Source organism: Nocardioides cremeus, from assembly GCF_030518195.1.
Lineage (GTDB): Bacteria > Actinomycetota > Actinomycetes > Propionibacteriales > Nocardioidaceae > Nocardioides > Nocardioides cremeus.
The window spans coordinates 1-297 of record NZ_JAULSC010000166.1; the positions used below are offsets into that span (position 1 = coordinate 1).

1 protein-coding gene is annotated in these 297 nt (G+C 42.8%); it reads left to right on the top strand.

The window, feature by feature from the left end; genetic code table 11:
* Positions 1–182 (top strand): hypothetical protein (locus QWJ41_RS20960; protein WP_302710415.1); only part of this gene is annotated, 182 nt, incomplete at its 5' end.
* Between the last annotated feature and the right edge of the window lie 115 nt (positions 183–297).

The following is a 297-nucleotide window of genomic DNA, read 5'->3' on the forward strand; positions in this document are numbered from 1 at the left end:
TTACCAACCAATTTGTAAACACGATGTTCTCCACCTCGATTCTCCATCTTGTTTTCGGCCAAAAACGGCGGTGCTTCGCGAACCCCCTCGAAACCACTAACTTTATAGGGCGGACAGAATTTTCCATCCTTGCGGCCAATCTACAACACGCCAGACAACCGATAAAAAAACTTCTCCTATGATGTAATATTTTGTTGCTGACAGAATGCTTTGTGATTTTGGTTAAGGTTCACGTCATGAGGGATCAATCCCAAATGTATGCAATTGCACTAATCTCCCATTTTTTGTGATCTGCAC